Source organism: Pararhodonellum marinum, from assembly GCF_015354735.1.
Taxonomy (GTDB): domain Bacteria; phylum Bacteroidota; class Bacteroidia; order Cytophagales; family Cyclobacteriaceae; genus Pararhodonellum; species Pararhodonellum marinum.
In genome coordinates, this window is sequence record NZ_JACEFJ010000003.1 from 371,316 (window position 1) to 390,099 (window position 18,784).

The window sequence follows — 18,784 nt, forward strand, 5'->3', positions numbered from 1 at the left end:
TTAACTTTTACAAAACTTACTTTTTCCTTTTTACCCCACTGACCGCTTCAGCCTGAAGTGGATCATCGGGCCAGTAATGTTTGGGGTAACGGCGTTTGAGTTCTTTGCGCACTTCGAAATAGGTGTTTTGCCAAAAACTTTTCAAATCACCGGTGACCTGAACCGGTTTAAATCCCGGTGACAAAAGATGGATCAGAACCGGTACCTGACCCCCGTTGACCCTCGGGGTTTCCTGCATCCCAAACAATTCCTGTAACCTGACAGCCAATACCGGAGTTTGGCCATCGGGTGCATATTGTAGTCTGACTTTGGATCCACTCGGCACCTCAATTTTTTCAGGAGCCAATCGATGCAGTGCCTTTTGTTGTTCTGGGGAGAGGCTGTGAAATAGAATTTCTTCCAGAGGCAGTTTTTTAAGGGCTTCATTTTTACGGACCCCTTGCCAATAGGGAGCAAGCCACTCCAAGGTATTTTCTAATAAAGCGTTGGTCTGAAAGTCAGGCCAGTTTTCCTCGGGCCGCCAAATTTTCAGTGCATTCACCCGATATTGAAATTGGGTTACAGCCTCATTGAAATCCAACAGATGGGCACCTTCAGCTTTGAGGGTAGTAGAGAGGATTTGGTCCAATTCCTTTTCGGGAATGTGGGTGATGGGTTTGCTTTGGAGTACAATGCTGCCTATCCTAAGGTCTTTGCTGGCCTGCAGTCCTCCTTTTCGGGTATCCCAAGTTAGGATTTCCTTTTCTTTGACCAAGGGGAGGAGATCTTTGGGGTTTAGGGGTGCGGCAAGGAAAATCTTGCCCACGCCGTCCCTAGCATCCACATGGGCTATGGCTATCCAGGATTCATGGGCCAAATCATCCCTATGCCCCATCATGGCCAGTTTGCCATTGGCCAATTGAAACTGGGCATTGTTCCCGGGTCTGGCTGAAGCGATCCGCTCCGGATAGGCATATGCTAGAAGCACCCCTGTTTCAAAAGGATCAAATGGTCGGTTGTCAGCCGCTATACCGAACATTTTTCTGTATGAAGCCGCTACTTTTTCTATCTTTTGAAAGGCTTTGACTTGCAAATTTTCTTTCCTCACTCTTCTCAATTGCTCTATCCTCAGGTTCATATCTACACCTGCTTCAGATCCCATGGGATCCCTTTCTTCCATCAGCGCTGCCACATCAGTAGCCAAAGCCAATTGATCAGAGGCTGAGGCTTTGATCAGCATGTGGGCAATTCTGGGGTGGCAGGGCAGGGCATGGACTTCTTTGCCATGGAGGGTGATTTTTCCGTTTTCCACCGCCTGTAATTGCTCCAATGTGTCCATGGCCTGCGCAAGGTTGCCCGAAGGCGGAGGAGTCAGCCAACTCATTTTCTGAATATCCTGTATGCCCCACTGCAACATGTCCAAAACAAGGGCAGTGAGGTCTGCCTCCAATATTTCGGGATTGCGGAAGGGCTGCATGCTGGCTTGGGTTGCTTTGGTCCACATGCGGTAACAAGTGCCTGGCCCCAATCTTCCTGCTCTTCCGGCCCGTTGGTCTGCAGAGTCCTGAGAGATCCTCTGTGTCACCAGTTTGGAAAGGCCTGATTTAGGATCAAACCGTGGATTTCTTCCAAACCCACTGTCCACCACCACGGAAATCCCTTCAATGGTCAAGCTGGTTTCTGCAATGGAAGTAGCCAATACCACTTTTCTTTTACCGTCTTTTCTGGGCAATATGGCTTGGGTCTGCTGCCTGTTGGAAAGCTGACCATAGAGGGGATGGATGGAAAAATCAGGCAGTTCTTTTCTCAGAATGGCCTCGCACTTCTTGATTTCACCCTGGCCAGGTAAAAAAGCAAGAATATCTCCCGTTTTCTCCTTAGCTGCTTGAAGGATGGTCTTGGCTGTCATTTCAGGCATTAGCCATTCGTCATTGCTTCCGGTGTAAATCAATTCCACTGGATACTGTTTGCCTTTGCTAACAATGACAGGGGATTGAAGCAACTCGGCAAGCTGAGGCATATCCAAGGTAGCGGACATAACCAAAATCCTCAAATCAGGTCGCAGGATTTGTTGGGCTTCCCTGCAAAGGGCCATGGCCACTTCTCCATGCAGGTTTCTTTCGTGAAATTCATCGAATATCACCATTCCCACCTCTTCCAACGCATTGTCCTGATGCAGCATGCGGGTGAGGATGCCTTCTGTCAATACTTCAATACGGGTTTTGGGACCGATTTTTTGTTCAAACCGGATCCGGTAACCTACCTGATCTCCTGTGTTTTCACCCAAAAGCTCAGCCATCCTTTCAGCTATGGTTTTTGTAGCCAGCCGACGGGGTTCAAGCATCAGTATTTTTTTGTTCTTCAACCAGCTTTCCTCCAAAAAAGCAAGGGGAAGCAAGGTGCTTTTCCCGGCTCCGGGAGGGGCATTGAGGATCAGGGTGTTTGTTTTGGCCAAATGTTCTCTGGCCTCCGGGATGATTTCCGTTACCGGTAAATTGATTTTAAAGGGATCGAATAGCAAAATGTTGGACTTCATTGGGTATAAAACTACAAAAGCCATTGTATTTTTCCCATAAAGAAAAAACGCAATGGCTTTAACTTAAGAAAATTGCCCTATTCTATGCGAGCCTTTGTTTTCCAATATTCCCACTTTACTTCCAGACCATCGTCGGTCACGTTGTACACCAGTCTTTCCTCCATTTCTTCATTTCCTTCAGGGGAAACTTTGACCCTGAGTGCATCCTCAGCCTGATCATATTCGAAGGCACCCCATTGTTTGTGCACCTTGTTGAAGATCATCATGGGCTCATATTCATCAGGAATGAGGAAAAGGCTGTACTTGCCAGCCGGCAAGGTCTCGCCCTGTACTTTGATGTCTTTGTCGGTTTCGAAGGTGGTGGCCTCATTGGCACCGGCTCTCCAAACCTGACCCAAAGGAACCAGATCACCCCAGATGGATCTTCCTTTCACAGCTGGGCTGCTGTAGTTGACTGTGATGTTGGCTCCGTTGATACTGCCTTTAGCCGTTCTGGCCGGGCTGGGCTTTTCTTCCTGCGCCTGGGTTTGTTGAACAAACAAACCCATCACAAGCAGAGAAAAGAAAATGCGAATGGTGTTTTTTAATTTCATAGTCATTTGGTTTAGTGTAATTGAATCATCGAAGGTTTGAATATACGGATTTCTGCCATAAAAATAAGCTCAAAGCGCTAAGGGAAAGCAGGGGGATAGAGAGTTTTGAATTGTTGTCAGGGTTGTCAGTGTTGTCACTGAAGTTGTCAGGTTGTCTTAATTCTTGGATTTTAACTGTCTCTGGCATATCGAATGCCTCGAAACTCGTAATTCGTAATTCGTAACTCCCAAATCATGATTCATTATTCAACATTCAAAATTCATCATTCCTTTTTCCAGAGAACAGGATATCGGAGTATTAGCCATAAGCTCAAAGAGGGATGGAGAGTTTTAAATTGTTATCAGGGTTGTCAGTGTTGTCACTGAAGTTGTCAGGTTGTCTTATTCTTGGATTTTAACTGTCTCTGGCATATCGAATGCCTCGTAACTTGTAACTCGTAACTCGAAACTCGTAAATCATGATTCATTATTCAACATTCAAAATTCATCATTCCTTTTTCCAGAGAACAGGATATCGGAGTATTAGCCATAAGCTCACAGGGTGATGGAGCGTTTTGAATTATGAATTGTTGTCAGTGAAGTTATCAAGTTGTCTTATTCTTGGATTTTAACTGCTTCTGCCATATCGAATGCCTCGTAATTCGTAACTCGTAAATCGTAAATCGTAAATCGTAACTCATAAATCGTATCTCCCAAATCTCCGATATCCTGTTTTACTGATGTAATGCTTTATTAAACATCCGTCATCTGTCATCCTTCTTCAGCCCTCAAGCTCAAACCAAAGATTCTTAGGTCAACTTTATCACTAATTAGAATAAAAACCTTTTACGATCTACACCTTTACCCAAGCCTGTTTTTTATGGCTTTCGATGATCCTTTCCCCGATGATAAGTTCCCTTAAGCCATCCGCAAAAGTAGGGTAGGAGGGTGCATCGGGCTGCTTTCCTTCTCTAACTGCTGCATACACCTCTTTGAACATCTGCTTGGAAGTATCCGGAAAGCCTTCGTTGTGTCCACCGGGAAAACTGATCAACCCCGCCGCTTCTCTGTCAAACAAGGATGGATCTTTCATCAACTGCTGATTGGGCGTCTCCCGCTTGCCGATCCACATTTCATTGGGTTTTTCAGAACACCACTCAAAGTTGCTTCTCGATCCTGAAATCTCGATGTTGAGTCGGTTTTTTCTGCCTGCACTGACCTGACTGACGGTGACAGAACCTTTGTTGCCGTTGTCGAAGCGCAACATGACTGTGGCATGGTCTTCTGTATTGATGGGCACTTCCTGGTAATCGGAAGGCTGCAGCATTTTTCCAGAATAGGTTTCTATGGCCTTTAATGGCTTAAGGCGGGTTTTATGCACGGTAGAAAAATCGGCCATCACTTCTGTGATTTTCAACCCCGTAACATATTCCGTGAGGTCCAAAAGGTGTGATCCGATGTCCGCGATGGCCCTGGAGTCTCCGGATTTGTCCGGCTCCAAACGCCAGTTGTAATCTGTGTTCAAATACAGCCAATCCTGCAGGTAAGAGCCCATGACCGCATAGACTTCACCCAATTCACCGTTTTCCCGCATGGCCTTCATCTGACGGACCATGGGATAGTAGCGTAGGTTAAAGTGGACTGCATTGACCAAGCCTTTTTTCTTGGCCAGTGCGACGAGTGCCTCGGCTTCATCGATTTTGACGGCAAGAGGCTTTTCGCAGACCACGTGTTTTCCGGCTTCCAAAACGGCTTTGGACTGGGCATAATGCAGGAAGTTAGGTGTACAGATGTGGACCACATCAATGTCCTTTTGCTTGAGCATTTCCTCAAAAGTATAGGCATGGGGGATGCCCAAGATTTCTGCCTTGGCCTCAGCCAGTTCCTGGCTGACTTCACATAAGGCGGTTACTTCAAGATAGGGGAGTCTTCTTAGGGCTTCCAGGTGGGCTGGACCGATAAATCCGGTGCCGACAATGGCCACATTGATTTTTTTCATGAATGATTAAATTAGGTTTTTTAGGAATTGATTGAATCAAAATATTTGTCTGGTATGCAATTTATAATTTCCAAATGGAAAAAGTGGCAATGAAGGCAAAGAGGTTTCAGTTTTAAATGGGCTTTCCTAAATTAAACATTGGGAAAACGATTGTTTTTTGTGTCTTATGAAGTATCCTTTTTTTCACGGCATGGTTTTTTCCGGCCACAGAGCAAAATTTACTACTGGATTTACCATTCAAAAGAAATGGTGATCCTCCCTTCATTTTTTAACCCATAATTCAATTGGATGATTACTCTTTATTTCCATTTGGGATTAAATCAAAAATAGAAAATTATTTTATGAAATACATTTTATGTATTTGAAAATACCATAAATTGTATTTTTAAAAGCTATTGTGATTTGATTCTAACCTTAAAGTTTTACCTATGAAGAGATGCATCAAGGTAATTGTAATGCTTTGTATGTTCCAACCAAACATTTATGCACAGCAAAGCTTAGACTGTTCCACTTTGGCTTTGGAAGAGCCTCTCAAGGTAAATGTCACTACATTCAGAACTTCGGCACCCAACCTGATGGCTTCAGACGCCAATGAATTTGTCAAAGGTTTAAAAGACAATTTATTTACACTTACCTGTCTTGAAGTGGGAAATGTTTTGAAAAATCAAGTTTCGGATGGATTGTCGGCTATCATAACTGGAAACATCAAGGACTATTTTAAGTCTGAGGCCCAACTTGGAAATCCACGGATCGCTTTTGAAGTGGAAATACGTAACCCGGTAAATCAAAAAATCATGGTGTCGAGTTCATTTGAATTCAAAGGAAAACTATATCCGGGTATAGGAAGAAACAGATCATTTGAAAATATGATAGGGGAGTCTTATGGGGCGGTCAATGATTTTGTCCTTAAGAATTTGCCGTTGATTGCGAGTACCGCCAAAGCAGAGACCGAGAAAGTACAAATCGCCGGTCAGGTAGTTGAATTGGAAGATAGAGTGCATACCTCCATCACGACTGGAACGATGCTCGAACATGCCGACCGAATGAGGGAGAGAAATCACCTGCTGAACATGGGCATAGAAGAATATTACAACGATCCGGCCTGGAGGGAAGAACTATCCGATAAGTATGGTTCAACTTATTTTATCTACTCCATCAATGGAAAAACCTATGAATGGTCAGAAAAACCAAGAGGCATCCAAGATCCCTTTCGCCTGATGGGGATCACCACTTCACCCTATCACACTGAAAATGGACTAGAGATCATCATCAGAAACAGTGCTGGAGAGCACAACAAAATCGATATGTTTCATCCCAAAGATTACCCTAAATATCGTAGGTTTCATTTTGGTAACAACGAGGAATATGTGGATGGTATTCCCTCTACAAAAAATGATTTTACCAGCTTTTTAATCAACCTTTCGGAAGAACCTCAGATCAATAAATTAAACATATACTACCCATCCGACAAACAATATACCATAAAAGTATCCAATAACCCTACCAAGCAAAAGGATGTAAATGTTGAGAGTGGATTCGTTCAAATACTGGAATATCAGCCAGGACGGGGAGGGATGATGGAAATTTATTTCAAACTCAAAACCACTAAGTTTCTTGATAGCAAAGGAAGGGAAGTTGGGCCTTTAGATATTGAGGGGAGGTTCCGGGTAAGGCAGTAAGCGGCCGAAAATGACTTGTAGTCGTTCAATTAGCAAAGTTTCTTTTCATGCGGGGTGGAAATAAATTGAAATTTCAAAATAAAAATTGGTTTTAGCATCAATACCATCGAATATCGAACCTACATATTGTCCATTATCCAATATTGCAATGGTTAAAAAAAATGTGTTGACCTACAAAAATTTAAAGCTGTGGACTTCTGATACACATGCCAATATCCATTTTAAACATTTAACCCCCTCATTTGGTTGTATATACATGAAATTACCCGAACACATCAACCATTCGGAAATCGATCGGATCATAGAGATGGCCTGGGAGGACAGAACTCCTTTTCAGGCGATTGAATTCCAGTTTGGATTAGCAGAACAAGCGGTGATCGAACTGATGCGTGGACAGCTAAAACCAGCCTCTTTCAGGTTGTGGCGCAGGCGTGTTCAGGGCCGCAAAACCAAACATGCCCAGCTTGGTCATCCGGAAGCCAACCGTTTTAAATCCAACCTTCAGCGTACGATAACCCATAATCGCATATCCAAGCGATAAAGCCCTTCATTTTTCAGGTAGAAGTTTCTCAGGATAGATTTTTTGGTGAAGCAAAAACCTTTAATTTCGTTTTTTAATCTATATACCATCATCCATGAAAATTGCGAGCATTGCCGAAATAAGAAAAGAGCTTAAGTTTTTGTCCGAAAAGGAACTCCAGGATCTGGTGCTGGAATTGGCGACTTTCAATATGGACAACAAGCGGAAGTTATATTTCACTCTCTTTGGCAGGCACAATCCGCAGCTTTTTACGGATATGGTGAAAGAAGAACTGGAAGATGAGTTTCAGAAAGGAAACGCCAGAAACTACTATTATGCCAAAAAATCAGCCCAGAAAATCCGCAGGGTTTTAAACAAGTACCTCAAATTTACCAAGGATAAGGCCATTCAGGCTGAATTGATCGTGTTTTTCTGTCAGAAACTGGAAGAATACGGTTACTTGTTCAATGCCAGTCCAGTGATGGAAAACCTCTATGCCATGCAGATCGGCAAGATCGAAAAGGCAGTTGCGGGTCTCCATGAGGATTTACGGTATGATTTTGAGGAGCCCATCGCTGAGCTTAAAAAGCACCTCCGCTGATCAAAGCTCATCGGGTTCCCTTTCCGGGATCAAAGGGCCATTAAGGGTCAACAAGGCTTTTTCAGGTTCCCAGGCAAAACTCAATGCCATCATTTCTTCCTGATCCACATGGATGTTGAGACAGGCATTGAAGAAGATTTTAACAAAAGAAACCTCAAACTTGCCCCGGTGAGTACTTTCAAATTGTATAGGGCCTTTAATCTGCACCTGTTCGACCACAGCACCTTCCGATCGGGTATAATAGGAGAGAAAGATGCCCATTTCTTTGGCTCTTGACTGCACCAATGTCCGGAGCCCGATCTCCGGTTTTTCGGTAAGTTTTTCCTGGGGTATATCAAATTTCCACGATTCCTGCATACCTGCAATTTACGTGAATTTTCACTTTGTTTTGGAATAATTGCCAATCAATACAGGCTTTGTTTTCGAAGAAGTTGATTAGCTTAGGAAAAGCAGACGGCATGGGTGCCAAATCCAACTTATCTTAACAGAAAATAGGATTAAACTGTTTTTTTATGGAAATTTGTAGTTCTTCCAACAGACCTACCATAGATCCGTTTGATTTCTTCCTGATTTTTTCAAGCTTGAGATAAGCAGACTCAATAAAACCCTGTTTTTATTGAACATTTTGGGACATGAATGATTAATTGGTTAACGTGAAGGCGGAAGAAGAAAATAATATTTAACCAGAAAAAACTACATGGCAAAATCGAGAGAAACCTTTAACAAAAAAGAAAAAGAAAAGCTAAGACTGAAGAAAAAACAGGAAAAGGAAGAGAAAAAAGAAGCACGTAGGGCCAATTCCGACAAGGGAGGTAGCCTGGACGACATGATTGCTTATGTTGATGCAGATGGTAACATCACCGACACTCCACCGGATCCTACCAAAAAAAGAGTAATAGAAGCGGAGAGCATTCAGGTCAGCACCTCCAAGCAAGCTGACATTGAGCCTGAAGACCTGATCCGCAAGGGCACCGTTACTTTTTTCAATGATTCCAAAGGGTACGGATTTATCAAAGACCAGGAAAATCAAGAGAGCATCTTTGTCCACCTGAATGGCTGCATCGATGCCATACAGGAAAATGACAAGGTCACTTTTGAAACCGAACGTACCCCCAAAGGCCTCAGCGCCATCGAGGTCAAACTGATCCCCAAAACTTAATCTCTCGACTGACCCCCACAGGTCAAAAAACCATTGCCGCACCCGCCTTCTTGAAGGTGGGTTTTTTGGGTTATAGAAATGAAAGAACCAAAACAATTTTATGCCAAAAATTATCTTGACAACACATGTTATGACTCCAATTGATCGATGTTTCGATTTATCGAGAAGCATAGATTTTCATAAAATTTCGACTCAACATACCAATGAGGAGGCCATAGAGGGTGTTACATCTGGTCTAATTGAACTGCATGAATCTGTGACCTGGAGAGCAAAACATTTTGGAATTGTTCAGACACTTTCTACTAAAATCACCGAATTTAAAAGGCCGTTTTTTTTTGTGGATGAAATGACTAAAGGGTCTTTTAAAGGTTTCAGACATGAACATATTTTTGAACAAAAGGGCAACGGAACATTAATGATTGACAGATTTGACTTCGAATCTCCTTATGGAATCATTGGTAAATTGGTAGACGGATTAATCCTTAAGAATTACATGACAAATTTCTTGTTAAAGCGAAACCAGGTCATCAAGGAATTTGCTGAATCTGATCAGTGGAAGTTGATTTTAGATAATTAAGAGGAATAATTAAGCAAATTAATGATCGTTGTCAAGAAAATTAAGATGCTTCAAAAGTTCATTTTATAAAACTTTCGGATAAGATCTTTTCCTTTTTGGAGCCAAGATAGATTTCCACTACCAGCAAATTAAGGGTCCAACTTGCCCAAGCAATAAAAGCATATGCCGAGGCATTGGAGAGGTCAAAGTCCCAATTAAAAACGAAAATATAAAGCCTTAGTGTCACCGCGGCAAAGGCCAAACCAAAACTTCTTAATGCCCACCTTCTATGACCTATGAGATTTTTGTTTTTGATAGCAAGAACCGCAGCGTAGGTAAATGCGATCCAGAGCAGGTTTTGGAAAAGAAAACTCAAAAAAACCATCATGCCACGGCCTATAAAAAAGGTCATGCCGAGGGCTCCCGGTGCCACTAACAGTAAAACCGAGTATACATAAAACCTTCCTACGCACCTGTGCCATTGGCGGTATCTCTTGCTTGACAAGGGCAAAAGCTGTACCAATCCAGCAAGCAAGACCAAGCCTGCGGGAAGTACGTGAAGGTAATAAAACGGTAAATACCAACCTGTTTGCACCGCATCAGCTTTAATCCTAAGAAATCCAAAATCGGGTGAAAAATTGAAATAACTGAAAGTGACCCAGACCAAAGGCACGATACATAAAAAGGCAAAAAAGATGAACCCCCAAACCAGCCATTTCTTCCAAAACTCCATTTATCTACTGGCTAGGGTCTTGGGCAGAAGGCCGCCCAAAAAATCAAAATTGTGCCTTTCTATTTCGGATAATTGCTGGACTACTTTTTCCAGGGAGGGTTCTTTTTCCAACACATTCTCTTCATAATGGTAATTGAGATAGTAAAAATAACTACCCCGTTCAGAATCGGGAAAAAGGTACCCGTTGTCTGCCAAGAGTTCATCCAACATAAACTGTATGGTATGGGCAGACAAAAAATCTGTTTTTACGGAGGTGCCTTCATCCATGTTTATCAAATATTTCCCCTTCAAATAGCTGCTATCCATTTTTACAAACTTGGTTTGGGCAAAGATCCTTTGATTTGGCAGGTCTTGGAAATTACCGTTTTCTTCAATTTGGAAATAATAATAATTGGAGATCCCGGATTCTGGAACATCTATTTCCCAAAACCAGTAAGGATGAGTGGTCTTACCCTCGAACAAGTCGGATTCAGCAATATACCGGATTGACATCATGTCCATCCCGCTGTATTTCTGGACGGATTGGATTTTGTTTTGATCATCGGTTACCATCATCTTGTTATAGTGGTAAAACTCCTCGCGTCCTTCCATGTATTTTTCTTTGACCAAAACTATAAAAGCATTGAATTTGTCCTTTAAAGTTTGAATGCTGAAACCTGTAAACTCCTTGCGCTCAATGCCTGCATTGAATACATGCCTCGTGGTCATAAATCCGTTTTCTATGGTATCCATCACCTGCATGGACACCAGATAGGAAGGAGGTACTACAAAACCATCCCCCAAATGTTCTTGTTTGGGGATTTCCATCATGGCCTGATTGCCTTGCTGAATGATCAGATCCTTATTCAGATAGCGGTAATTTGCCAAAAAATCATCGATCTGAGCAATAGGAGGAAGGCCTTCAGAATACAAAAAATCACTGCTGAACCAGCCTGTTCTATTACCATCTTTGGCAATGATCACATTTTTTTCTCCGGAATAGGGGATCAAAACATCATAAACTGCCGGAATGACGGGAAGTTTTGACTCCAGGTGATACATGCCATATTTCCCCTGGTCCTTGACTTCTACCAGGTTGGCCATATCAAATCCCAAAGTACCTATCAGATCATATTCCGCTGGAATGATAACCGATCCCTTTTCATCCAGCAAACCCATTTTGTAGAAAGGTGATGGTTTTGCTGTAGAATCAATTTTTTCGATATCATAGACGTATTTTGGATTTGCCCATTCACCTTTGGTGAAATAAAAGTAAAGGCGGTCCTGGTATCTGGTAAACCAAATGATAGAATCCACTCCGGATTGCAGCCTTTCCACGATGTCATACACCCCTTTTCTTTTTTCGTATTCCAAAGCAAACTCCGTTGCCCAAAAATCCCTTTGATAGAAGGCATGGTGCCTTTGATGGAGCAAATCGCCATCAATTTCGGTGATCAAAAAAGCATCACCGAATTTGGTAAAACTGGTCTGTATGGTAAATCTTTCAGGTTCCTGGTCTGGAAAATGAGGATTTACCAAGGTCACAGGGATCACAGCAATGGCTGATTCTCCATTGTATTGGTCGAACTTGGCATTGGCAAAATCCAGATGGCACTGTACATTATAATTTTTTTTGTTCTTTAGGATGTCCACCAAAGTTGTGATGGCCTCTTTGGATCGGTTCAGCTTAAAAAAAGCAATAAGCTCACCATCGTTTTTCGATGCGATTTTTTCCTGAAACTCTTCGGTGAAAGCTTCGGAAAAAACCGTTAAATCCATCACAGGTTCTTCTTCAGGAGTTTGATGGCCACAGGCCGAAAAGACTGCCAAGGCAGCGACGCAAATCATTGGGAAGAACAGATTAAATTTTGCCATAAGTCAGTCAGAACAAAACGAAAACTACCAAATAATTTCTTAATTTGAAATAGGGGGAATAGGCTGATCAAAAAATATTTTATGGTTATCCGCTTCTTTGCCAGTAAGCCAATATGCTACTTCAAATGGGTCGGATGCGGAACAAAGTTGGAAGACCCCAGCCTGTCGGAGGGCCGGTATGTCCCTGATATTTCAGTTTCCCGGCGAGCATTGCATTGAATTAGCATTTTACTGGCGACAATGCCTACATACATCAATTAAGTGGAATTAATTATTCCCATTTTAGGAATTTCCCCTTTTTCCGGAATTTATAAAATCCTTTGAAAAAATAAGTAAATACTTTTAATTATATTTCAAATGACATATATTAGTGTGTCAAATGAAAAAAGGTAAAAAATATATCAAGCTAGATTCAAAAGAATCTGAGCAACTGACAGATTATCAAGTGCCTTATGGTACTGTGGATACTTTTGTGATCAGTAGAGGGGGGAATCAAGTCAGTTATGAGGTCAAAAGTGGCTTTGGTTACTTCTTAAAAGACCTGAAAGACACCCATAGTTTGGTTGAAGTAGGGGAAAAGCTAGAAAAAAACCTGACTTTTGCAGAGATTTCACCGATTATCGATTTTTTGGCGCTCAAGATGGTGGATGTGTCCAAGGCAGCGTCTGTTTCTCCCAGTACGGTTTCGAGGTGGACAGCTGAAAGTCTTATTGGAACTCCGGGATCCTATCAGTTTTTCAAGATGGATGAGGCCATCAAAAAAGGCATGGAGGTATTCGGTCAGCAATCCCGTTTGAAAGCCTGGCTTAGCAGCCCCAATTTTGCGCTGGGCAATTCGGTTCCTGCCGATCTGATGGTATCCATGACAGGAATAGAGCTGGTGCATGAAGCCATAGATGCCCTTCATTTTGGCAATGTCCTTTAAGCATGTTGTACTATTATCGCATGATGTCCGAAAAATACCACACAGCACCCTATAGCTGTTCTTTGTCAGGGGGAAGGTGGAACCCTAAAGGTTTTCCTATGATTTATGCGGGAAGTACAGCGGCCCTGGCTGCTTTGGAGTATTTGTGCATCAAAGGCACCTCGGTAGCCATGGAACCTTGGTTTGTGGTCATTTATGAAATAAAGGACAGCAATCTGATCGGAACCATGGAAAAAAACAGTCTTCCTGAACAATGGGATGTGTTGCCCCATGGCAAGGCCACACAGGAATTTGGCAAACTCTGGCTGATGGAGAAATCATTTCCCTTTTTAAAGGTTCCTTCTGCCAGGTTACACACTTCATTTTATCCTGATGAGCACAATCTTTTGGTCAATCCTATATTTCCGGATATCCATGGTTTTTTTAAGGTAATGGATGTAAGAAAGTTTGCTTACAAACTGGGGGTATAGGTAGAAAGTGGAAGAGTTGTTTTGCCCTTTGATTTAATAGCGACATATGATCAGCCTGAAGCTTAGTCATCAAGGATTGAGAACAGCGCCGGTTTCTTTTGGGATGCTATCTTCAAATTTAACGGCGGTACCAGAAATGGTAAAAGACCTTTCCAAGGAGGTAAGCCTGACATTGATCAAACCGTCTGCTCCTTCATCTTTGGCTCTTTTGACCAAGCGGTCCATCAGTCTATTGGCATCCATGGGCCAGCCGCTTCTTACTTCGATAAAATTGAGCTCCCTGAAACTTCTGTCCGGCACCTTGGCGGTATAGATTTCCATGCCTTCATAACTGTCCTCCAGACCGGATAAAGACATGGTAGAGGTACAACTTGCAAAAATAGCAAGGATTAAAAATCCGAACAAAAAGGGCAAGTGCTTTTTCATAGTGACAGAGTTGAAAATTTATGAATAGTTAATGAAATAACGGTGTTTTTCATGGTAAGGTTGTTTATGAATAAGTTACATTGTTGGTACCCAGCGCTTACTTGAAGCTGGTTATAAATTCCGTTTTCCCACTATAGAAGAGGCTTTAGTGGATCTTTGCGAGTAGGTAGGCCGGTAAAAAAACTAATCTTTGGATAGCATGTTGATAAGATTTAATAAATTATCATTCAAAGAAAAGCATAATTGTATAACTAAAAATTAATTATTATTTTGAGGAATCATTAGGTCATTGAACATTCCAAAAATCAATAAAATGAAAGTACTAAAATTTAAATTAAAATTTTGGTCAAATGTATTTTCACAGATGCTATGTTTGATGCTTATAAGTGCCTGTGCAAATGAACAATGTGAGAATGTAAGGTTTGAAATTATACGTTTTGGACTTACACCTCGATCAATATCTATACCGAGTGGTAATGGTGGTAATGGCATTTGGAGAAATGAAGATATGCTGAATATTGACAGATTGGTGATGAGGATAGAGATGGCTAAAAATCCCGATAGGGGATCTAACCTTGATGGTGAATGTACGGTTTGGAATAAAATCAATCCTGCAGTTAATATCAGACTTATCAGTAACAAAGATTTCAACCCTGCCTTTCCAGCAGGAAGTGATTTGACAGAAATAGTAAACTTTACACATTTTCTTCAGGAATATACTAAAGAAGATTTTATTGATAATCATTTGAATAGAAGTAACTGGAATGATTTTTATTTTACTTTTGAGGTTAATCCAGAAACTGAAGACCTGCATACTTTTATTTTGATTGCCGACTTGGAAGATGGGACAACGATGGAGTCTTTTCCAGTTGAAGTATTGTTAATACCTTCTGAATAGAATGATAAGAATTACAAAGGGGATTTGTAAAGGTTATGTATTGTTATATAATTTACATTATGTTAAATAAAGAATTGTAAATCCCTCCCTTTTTTGATTTGAGCTCGGATTTGTGTAATCTTATTGCCTTATCCTAATGGCTATGCAATCATCCCCCATTTCGAGGGTTGGTCTCTTTTTGGGACCGGTTTTATTTTTCGCTGTTCTCTGGTTTTGGTTTCCTGCCGGCATGGTTCAGGAAGCCCGCATCATGTTGGCCGTCACCGCTTGGGTGGCGACCTGGTGGATTACCGAAGCCATACCGATCGCAGCCACTGCTTTACTTCCTTTGGTATTGCTGCCATTGCTTGGGGCCTTGCCCATCGGTCAGGCGGCGAGCAATTATGCGCATCCCATGGTTTTGCTGTATATGGGTGGATTTATGATTGCAGCAGCTATAGAAAAATGGAACCTGCACCGCCGCATTGCCCTGACCATCATCCATTGGATCGGCAGCCATGTTAGGATGATCATTCTGGGTTTTATGGTGGCCACGGCCTTTCTTTCCATGTGGATTTCCAATACGGCCACCACACTGATGATGTTGCCCATCGCCATGGCTGTGGTCAAACAGATGGATGTCGATCCTTTGGATCAGAGCCTTCGGCCACAAGCCATCGGAAAGGCCTTGATGCTTGGCATTGCTTACAGCGCATCCATTGGCGGTGTGGCCACCCTGATCGGTACCCCTACCAATATCATTCTAGCCGGAGTGATCAAGGAAATCTACGGCGTGGAGATTTCCTTTGCCCAGTGGATGCTGTTTGGTTTGCCCATCAGCGTGCTGCTATTGGGCATCTGTTGGTGGTATTTGGTCAGGTTTGCCTATCACCTGCCCAAAGGCCTTCAGATAGCCGGTGGACAGACAGAAATCGAAAAGCAGCTGCATGATCTCGGCCCTATCGGCAAGGCAGAAATCAGAGTCTTGGTGGTTTTTTTGTTGGTCAGCTTTTTCTGGATTACCCGGGATCTGATCTGGAACCGATTGATTCCACAGTTGGATGATACCATCATTGCGGTTTGTGGGGTCCTTCTGCTCTTTGTGCTCCCCTCCTCCCATAATCAAACTAAGTTATTAGATTGGAAGACCGCAGAAAGCATTCCCTGGGGCATTTTGATCCTATTTGGAGGTGGTTTGGCCTTGGCGGAAGGCTTCAAAACCACTGGATTGGCTGACTGGATCGGTGGACAATTTGTCTTCTTAGACTATCTGCCCTATTGGTTGTTTCTGTTGTTTGTTATTTTTTCCGTAAATTTTCTCACCGAGATTACCTCCAATGTGGCTACTGCGTCCATGTTGTTGCCCATTCTTTCCGCTGTGGCCATCTCCATGAATATACACCCGTATGGTCTGATGGTCGGTGCGACGATGGCAGCAAGTTGTGCCTTTATGCTGCCGGTGGCCACACCTCCCAATGCGGTGGTCTTTGGGTCTGGCTACTTGACCATCCCTGACATGGTACGGGCCGGCTTGTGGATGAACCTTATTTCCATTCTCCTCGTGGCATTTTTTACCTATTTCCTGTTGCCTTTGCTCTGGAATATCGATTTAAGCTTCAATCCCTTTTGATGGGCCAAATAGGGATAGATTGGGCCTATTCGTCCCCGGTATGGCGGAGTCTGTCACTTATTTTTGTTTACTTTACCCCCTTGGCCTATTCTTGTTGAAAAATCAAGACCTATGAAATCAAGAGCTTTGCAGTTTAGGGAGATTGAATGGTGGTTGCTTACCATTTTGTTTCTGGCCATTATCCTGAGCAATTTCCTTCAAGGAGGAAATGTTTCTCATTTTCACAATGATGATTACATACGGACCGTCAGGTATTTCGCCAATATCTTTATTCCCATCATCCTATTCCTTGCTTTTTCTCTAGTCCATATCAAACTGATTCCCAATTATCTAAAGGACAAAAAGAAAGCAAAGTTTATCATTTACTCCCTGTTGGTGTTTTTTGCTTCCATGGGCCTTACCCTTGCATTTGCTTTCAATGCCGAATACACCCAAGATGCTTGGATGCCATTTTATTTCAATACCATTGCGGTCTATGTGGGTTATCTTGTTGCGGTCAAGATTCTGCAGGAACTCGTTCACCCTCCCCGACTGCAGGATTACCTGATTTACAATATCCTCCGGTTGTTGGCCATCTACATTTTCACCCTTATATTCTTGTTTCAGTTACAGTTTGTCGTACTTCCAGATCCGGTTTTGGTCACCTACGCCATCATTTTACCCGCTTTTATTTTAGTAGTGGTTTACAATTTCTTTTTGATCTATCAATACCGGAAAGCCAACAGAACCTCCGAAGCCAATGCGTATTACATACTGCTATTGGCCGGGGTTCTTGGGCTTACCCTTTTTGTTGCCATTAATTCACACTCTTTTGTTCCGGTCTATTTTGGGGTTGGTATGGTATTATTGATCATGGTCATTATCATACCCCTGTCCAATCTGTTTTTTAAAAAATATGAGGCCATTCTGGGAGAAATCAATACGTTGTCTTATCAGGTGGATCAGGGACAAGCCAACCTGGATTTTCTCCGTTCACAGATCAATCCCCATTTCCTGTTCAATTCACTCAATACGCTGTACGGCACTGCCCTGCAGGAATCGGCCGAGAGAACGGCCGAGGGTGTTCAGAAACTCGGTGACATGATGCGCTTTATGTTGCATGAAAACCACCGGGACAGAATCCCTGTGGAAAGGGAAAAGGAATACCTCCAACATTATGTGGATCTGCAGCTGCTCAGGCTCAAGGATCAGGAGAAGGTAGAAATTGTATTCAAAACCAAAGAGGAACCCTGTTCGGGAGAATTGGCTCCTATGCTGCTGATTCCTTTTGTGGAAAATGCCTTCAAGCATGGCATCAGTCTACAGAACAAATCATGGGTGAAGATCAACCTGACCTGTTCGGAACAAAAAGTGGACCTTGATGTACACAACAGCATCCATCCCAAACAAGCCCAAGATCCCGAAATGGAAGCCTCAGGGGTAGGTTTGGCCAATGTAAGGAAGAGGCTTGAGCTCCTCTATGCCGAACAGCATGAACTGGTGATCCGGGAAAATGACATGGAGTTTTTCGTACATTTGACCCTGTATTTCAAACCACGCAAAAATGCTTGAAGCCATTGCCATCGACGATGAACCCATGGCCTTGGAGGTCATCAAAAGCCATGCCTCCAAGGTCCCTTTTATCCACTTAAAAGGCACTTTCACCAATGCCATTCAAGCACTTGATTATCTGAGAGAAAACCCTGTACAACTGTTGTTTCTGGACATCAAGATGCCTGACATCTCAGGCATGGAACTGGCCGAGATGATTCCAGCCACCACTATGGTGGTTTTTACCACTGCTTATTCAGAACATGCTGTCAAAAGCTTTGAACTGGATGCCATCGATTACCTTTTGAAGCCCTTTCCACTCAGCCGATTTTTAAAAGCATGTCAGAAAGCCAAGACCTTGTATGACCTGAAGAGCCAAAGCAAATCGGATGGGTATTTTTATGTCAAATCAGGGTATGAACAAGTCAAGGTCACTTGGACTGACCTGCTCTTCTGTGAAGCAGCCGGAAATTATGTGACTTTCTACATGAACAACCAAAAAGTCATGGGCCGGATGACCCTCTCTGAAGCTGCCCAACAGCTACCTGATCATTTTGTACAGACGCACCGTTCTTTTATTGTCAATGCGGAGAAAATCGATAAAATTGAAAGACATCAACTTCATTTAGGCGGCAAAGCCGTTCCCGTCAGCAGCAGTTTTTTGGAGGGGTTGCAGGAGGTTTTGGGGAGGTTGTCGGAGATGAGGAGGTTGAGTAATTGAAGTTTGGATCTTATGAA

Annotated in this window: 19 protein-coding genes; 12 read left to right on the forward strand and 7 right to left on the reverse strand. The window is 42.7% G+C overall.

Features of this window, described 5'->3' with window-relative positions:
- Positions 1-16: 16 nt before the first annotated feature.
- From hrpB to H1A14_RS08750, 3 genes are all read right to left on the reverse strand, one after another.
- Positions 17-2,515 carry an ATP-dependent helicase HrpB gene (gene hrpB, locus H1A14_RS08740; protein ID WP_194775852.1) on the reverse strand — a complete coding sequence of 833 codons (2,499 nt, stop codon included), beginning with the start codon at positions 2,513-2,515 and terminating at the stop codon, positions 17-19.
- Positions 2,516-2,592: 77 nt separating this feature from the next.
- The gene (locus H1A14_RS08745) at positions 2,593-3,108 is read right to left on the reverse strand and encodes a DUF2911 domain-containing protein (protein ID WP_228527689.1); all 516 of its coding nucleotides are present in this window, start codon (positions 3,106-3,108) and stop codon (positions 2,593-2,595) included.
- A gap of 832 nt (positions 3,109-3,940) precedes the next feature.
- The gene (locus H1A14_RS08750; RefSeq protein ID WP_194775854.1) at positions 3,941-5,086 is read right to left on the reverse strand and encodes a Gfo/Idh/MocA family protein; all 1,146 of its coding nucleotides are present in this window, start codon (positions 5,084-5,086) and stop codon (positions 3,941-3,943) included.
- 428 nt (positions 5,087-5,514) lie between these two features.
- Here H1A14_RS08750 and H1A14_RS08755 point away from each other — a divergent pair, with 428 nt between their 5' ends.
- The 3 genes from H1A14_RS08755 to H1A14_RS08765 all read left to right on the forward strand — a co-directional run bounded on the left by H1A14_RS08755 (position 5,515) and on the right by H1A14_RS08765 (position 7,886).
- Positions 5,515-6,765 carry a hypothetical protein gene (locus H1A14_RS08755; RefSeq protein WP_194775855.1) on the forward strand — a complete coding sequence of 417 codons (1,251 nt, stop codon included), beginning with the start codon at positions 5,515-5,517 and terminating at the stop codon, positions 6,763-6,765.
- 256 nt (positions 6,766-7,021) lie between these two features.
- Entirely contained in the window at positions 7,022-7,306 is a 285-nt protein-coding gene (locus H1A14_RS08760; protein ID WP_194775856.1) for a TIGR03643 family protein, read from the forward strand.
- Positions 7,307-7,400: 94 nt separating this feature from the next.
- A complete protein-coding gene (locus H1A14_RS08765) occupies positions 7,401-7,886 on the forward strand; it encodes a hypothetical protein (RefSeq protein ID WP_194775857.1) in 486 nt (161 codons plus the stop codon).
- On the opposite strand, the gene H1A14_RS08770 is transcribed toward H1A14_RS08765, so the two are convergent.
- Positions 7,887-8,243 (reverse strand): hypothetical protein, encoded by a 357-nt coding sequence (locus tag H1A14_RS08770; RefSeq protein WP_194775858.1) that lies wholly within the window; start codon positions 8,241-8,243, stop codon positions 7,887-7,889.
- A 340-nt stretch (positions 8,244-8,583) separates the two neighbouring features.
- On the opposite strand from H1A14_RS08770, the gene H1A14_RS08775 reads away from it, so the two are divergent.
- Both H1A14_RS08775 and H1A14_RS08780 read left to right on the forward strand, forming a co-directional pair.
- Complete coding sequence (locus tag H1A14_RS08775) at positions 8,584-9,045, forward strand: cold-shock protein (protein WP_194775859.1); 462 nt, start codon at positions 8,584-8,586, stop codon at positions 9,043-9,045.
- A 100-nt stretch (positions 9,046-9,145) separates the two neighbouring features.
- Complete coding sequence (locus H1A14_RS08780; RefSeq protein ID WP_194775860.1) at positions 9,146-9,622, forward strand: SRPBCC family protein; 477 nt, start codon at positions 9,146-9,148, stop codon at positions 9,620-9,622.
- A gap of 58 nt (positions 9,623-9,680) precedes the next feature.
- Here the strand turns inward: H1A14_RS08780 and H1A14_RS08785 are convergent, their stop codons facing one another.
- Together H1A14_RS08785 and H1A14_RS08790 are read right to left on the reverse strand one after the other, a co-directional pair.
- The gene (locus H1A14_RS08785; RefSeq protein WP_194775861.1) at positions 9,681-10,334 is read right to left on the reverse strand and encodes a DUF2306 domain-containing protein; all 654 of its coding nucleotides are present in this window, start codon (positions 10,332-10,334) and stop codon (positions 9,681-9,683) included.
- The gene (locus tag H1A14_RS08790; RefSeq protein ID WP_194775862.1) at positions 10,335-12,188 is read right to left on the reverse strand and encodes a WG repeat-containing protein; all 1,854 of its coding nucleotides are present in this window, start codon (positions 12,186-12,188) and stop codon (positions 10,335-10,337) included.
- Between the two features lie 379 nt (positions 12,189-12,567).
- On the opposite strand from H1A14_RS08790, the gene H1A14_RS08795 reads away from it, so the two are divergent.
- Together H1A14_RS08795 and H1A14_RS08800 are read left to right on the forward strand one after the other, a co-directional pair.
- A complete protein-coding gene (locus tag H1A14_RS08795) occupies positions 12,568-13,113 on the forward strand; it encodes an antitoxin Xre/MbcA/ParS toxin-binding domain-containing protein (RefSeq protein WP_194775863.1) in 546 nt (181 codons plus the stop codon).
- Positions 13,114-13,115: 2 nt separating this feature from the next.
- Positions 13,116-13,583 (forward strand): RES family NAD+ phosphorylase, encoded by a 468-nt coding sequence (locus H1A14_RS08800; protein WP_194775864.1) that lies wholly within the window; start codon positions 13,116-13,118, stop codon positions 13,581-13,583.
- 69 nt (positions 13,584-13,652) lie between these two features.
- Here H1A14_RS08800 and H1A14_RS08805 read toward each other — a convergent pair whose 3' ends face one another.
- Positions 13,653-14,009 (reverse strand): YbjQ family protein, encoded by a 357-nt coding sequence (locus H1A14_RS08805; protein ID WP_194775865.1) that lies wholly within the window; start codon positions 14,007-14,009, stop codon positions 13,653-13,655.
- Positions 14,010-14,088: 79 nt separating this feature from the next.
- Here H1A14_RS08805 and H1A14_RS23410 point away from each other — a divergent pair, with 79 nt between their 5' ends.
- The 5 genes from H1A14_RS23410 (at position 14,089) to H1A14_RS08830 (ending at position 18,767) form a co-directional block, all read left to right on the forward strand.
- Complete coding sequence (locus H1A14_RS23410; RefSeq protein ID WP_394355328.1) at positions 14,089-14,175, forward strand: DUF1731 domain-containing protein; 87 nt, start codon at positions 14,089-14,091, stop codon at positions 14,173-14,175.
- A 147-nt stretch (positions 14,176-14,322) separates the two neighbouring features.
- Positions 14,323-14,907: a DUF5034 domain-containing protein gene (locus H1A14_RS08815; protein WP_194775866.1), complete on the forward strand. Its 585-nt coding sequence runs from the start codon at positions 14,323-14,325 to the stop codon at positions 14,905-14,907.
- Positions 14,908-15,049: 142 nt separating this feature from the next.
- Positions 15,050-16,516, forward strand: coding sequence for an SLC13 family permease (locus tag H1A14_RS08820; protein WP_194775867.1), 1,467 nt, complete (start codon positions 15,050-15,052; stop codon positions 16,514-16,516).
- Between the two features lie 111 nt (positions 16,517-16,627).
- A complete protein-coding gene (locus H1A14_RS08825; protein WP_194775868.1) occupies positions 16,628-18,067 on the forward strand; it encodes a sensor histidine kinase in 1,440 nt (479 codons plus the stop codon).
- Positions 18,060-18,767 carry a LytR/AlgR family response regulator transcription factor gene (locus H1A14_RS08830; RefSeq protein ID WP_194775869.1) on the forward strand — a complete coding sequence of 236 codons (708 nt, stop codon included), beginning with the start codon at positions 18,060-18,062 and terminating at the stop codon, positions 18,765-18,767. Before H1A14_RS08825 ends, H1A14_RS08830 begins: the two co-directional genes overlap by 8 nt.
- The last annotated feature ends 17 nt before the right edge of the window (positions 18,768-18,784 follow it).